The sequence below is a fragment of the Desulfobaculum sp. genome, from assembly GCF_054921475.1.
Genome location: NZ_JBUDSW010000365.1, coordinates 1 through 2,690 on the forward strand (window position 1 = coordinate 1; position 2,690 = coordinate 2,690).

The following is a 2,690-nucleotide window of genomic DNA, read 5'->3' on the forward strand; positions in this document are numbered from 1 at the left end:
CTTACGTTGGGGCGGTTGCCCGCGTGGGCGTGGCGCCGTTGTCGGGGCCTGATAGAGGCCGCGTGTGTGGGACGCAAGACTGGCGTATAAATGGGATCGTTAAGGGCCCACGGCCCTTAACCCGCCGGAGGCTTTTCCCTTCGCCGGGTCGTGTCGAAGCGCCGGAGGCCCTCTTTATTTCCCTGTGCTTCGACGCCCCCGTTTGCCGGGCAGAAAGGTCCGGCTGAGGAAGGAGGGTGAGAGGGCGAGCCATGGGCGGCGGATGAAGGCGTCTGGGAGGAGGTGGTACCAGCGGTAGCCGAGGCTGTGAAAGTAGGTACGGGTGTGCTGGGCGAAGCCGGTTTCGTCGGCGGCGCGCAGGGCGGCATCGCGTTGGCAGCGGGAGCGCGCGACGTGGTGCACGATGCGCGGATGGAAGCCGAAGCGCTCGAAGGCATCGCGCAGCCGCTGGTATTCGCGATAGCGCGTCATGGCGTCGGCGGCGGCGAGAATGCTGACGCCGAGGGTGGCGAAGGCGGAGAACCAGAGGATGATGGCGAGGGCGACGCGGCCATGGGCGATGGCGTCTATGGCCTCGATGCCGCTGAGGCACGAGAGGAAGAGGAAGACGCACTTGGTGGCGTGGGGGAGCGGTGTCGCCCGAACGTAGGAAACGCTTCGTCGCCAGAGTCGCATTGTGGTGAGGGCTAGCCGGTGGTGCCGGTGGGCGGCAGGGACTGCGAGCCGGAGCGGCGGCGCGTCCCGCGCAGGCGGCGCGGCGGATGATGTTTCAGAAGCAGGGCGGCGTCGATGTGCGCACTGCGCCGGGGCGGGCGAACGCCGACGAGGTCGGACGGTACGGGATACATGGTGCCAAGCCGCCGCGGTCCGTGATGGAGCTTGCGGCGGTAGCGTTTGCGCATGATTTGTTTGACGCTCCACAGGGCGCGGGTGCCCACGGGGTCATGGGCGAGGGCGGCGGCGGAGTCGGGAGTGCGGAGCACTTCGCCGACGACGTTGATGCTGAGGGCGAACATGTCGTGAAAGTAGGGCTGCACGCCGGTTGGGGCGAGATGCCGCCGCGCAATGTCGAGAGAGTGGCCGAGGCTTTTGCGCTCGGTCAGCCGCAGACTGTTGTGGACGAGGTGCTTCTTGAGCACGAAGGGAAGCTTGGTGCAGCCCATGGCGGCAAGCAGGGTGACGTCGGCTTCGGCGTTTTGACGGCGCAGCAGGCGGCGGGCCTTGCGTTTGTCCCAGCGGACAAGGTTGTCCGCCAGCATCTCTGTATAGACATGGCTGAGCTTTCCGGCCATGGGCATGGCGGAGAGCATGTTGGGCACGTAGTGATTATGGGCGATGGTGTCCGCAGCAAGGTGCGACAGATAGCCCAGCGCGTAGGCCTGCACCTTGGGGCTGGGCGCGGAGGCGCGCAGGGTCTGGGCGACGTTCCAGTTGTGGCTGTGCGTTGGGTGCACGGTGGAGCCTTTGCCGACGAAGATGTCGGCGCTGAGCGCGCCGTACAGAAACGAGCTGGGATACGTCCGCAGCAGCTCCGCAACAAGGGGCGGCAGCAGGGACAGGTTGCTCAGAAAATACTCGCCAATGGCGATGTGCACGCCGGGCCCCCACGCCAGTGCGTCGCGGTCCGGATAGAGAATGACGCCAATGCAGGCGACAAGAGCCACAAGGGCCCTGAGGAAATGAGTGTTGCGCATCCCCATACAATAGCCATAGGTGGGGTGTTGTCAATTCCGTTCGTAACAACCTGATATGTTGGCCATTTTGTGAGTTTTTGCGCCTGAGGAGACCGGGGTATGAAATGATGGGGATGGCCCTCTAGGGCGATTGGTGTGGCGCGGCGGGCTGTTGGGGACTGTCGCTGCGCGGCGCAACGATGACCACAAAAGCAATGGTGTCGCCAAAAACATCGTAGTACGTGGAAATTGTGTAGTGCGAGGGGGGGTGGCGAAGTCCGATGACGACTTGAACCTGCCCGCTGACGCGGCGGTAGGCGCTGGTGAGGCGCGTGAGATGCTGGCCGCTAAGGTCTTGCCGTGCGGGGGCATTCCAGCGGTCTACGCCAGTGACGTCGAGCACGATGCGCGGCTGGGCGCCATCGAGGACGGTGAGTTCAGGTATGGAGACGTCCGGGCCGTGAAATTTCATGGTGACGCGTTCCTCCTGCGCGTGGGCGGCGCGGGGGATGGCGGCGCAGAGGGCGAGCACCAGAAGGAGCGTGGCGAGGCGTCGAAGCATAAGTCACCATAGAAAGAGGCTGTGCACGTGGTGGTCAACTGAGCGTTTATGGGAACGCGGCATCCTTCGGGCCGCTTTGTGAAGGCGGCGTGTGGCGGGACGCGTGGCTCTGTGTTTTGCCCGCCCGGTGCGTGCCGGGCGGGCAGGGTGAGCTATTTGCGCTGTCCGCTAAAGCAGGACGGCATGTACATAAATTGGCCCGTGGATTCGAGGACGGAGCGCCAGTAGTCGGAGTCCGTCTTGATGGTGCGGCGGTTGGTGGTGACAAGATGCAGGGGCAGATGAATGTAATGCCCGCGCATTTTGCTGATGACCATGCCGGTTTTGCCTGCCATGGCGGCGTGCACCGCATGCTGGCCGAGGAAGCCGCAGTAGACGCGGTCGTTGGCGTTGGCCGGGACCGAGCGGCGGCTGTAGCTGGGGTCGATGCATTTGAGGGTGAGCGGCAGGTCGTT

At 64.6% G+C, this 2,690-nt stretch carries 3 protein-coding genes and 1 pseudogene; all 4 read right to left on the bottom strand.

Annotated features, from left to right (window positions below; translation table 11 throughout):
• Window positions 1–174: 174 nt before the first annotated feature.
• Window positions 175–675, bottom strand: a complete 501-nt coding sequence (locus ACY69P_RS15940) for a hypothetical protein (protein WP_462328194.1) — start codon at window positions 673–675, stop codon at window positions 175–177.
• 11 nt (window positions 676–686) lie between these two features.
• Window positions 687–1,694: a zinc dependent phospholipase C family protein gene (locus ACY69P_RS15945; protein ID WP_462328195.1), complete on the bottom strand. Its 1,008-nt coding sequence runs from the start codon at window positions 1,692–1,694 to the stop codon at window positions 687–689.
• Window positions 1,695–1,815: 121 nt separating this feature from the next.
• On the bottom strand, window positions 1,816–2,235 hold the full coding sequence (locus ACY69P_RS15950; protein WP_462328196.1) for a hypothetical protein: 420 nt from the start codon (window positions 2,233–2,235) through the stop codon (window positions 1,816–1,818).
• 152 nt (window positions 2,236–2,387) lie between these two features.
• Window positions 2,388–2,690, bottom strand: a pseudogene (locus tag ACY69P_RS15955) (ATP-dependent 6-phosphofructokinase); the annotation flags it as partial.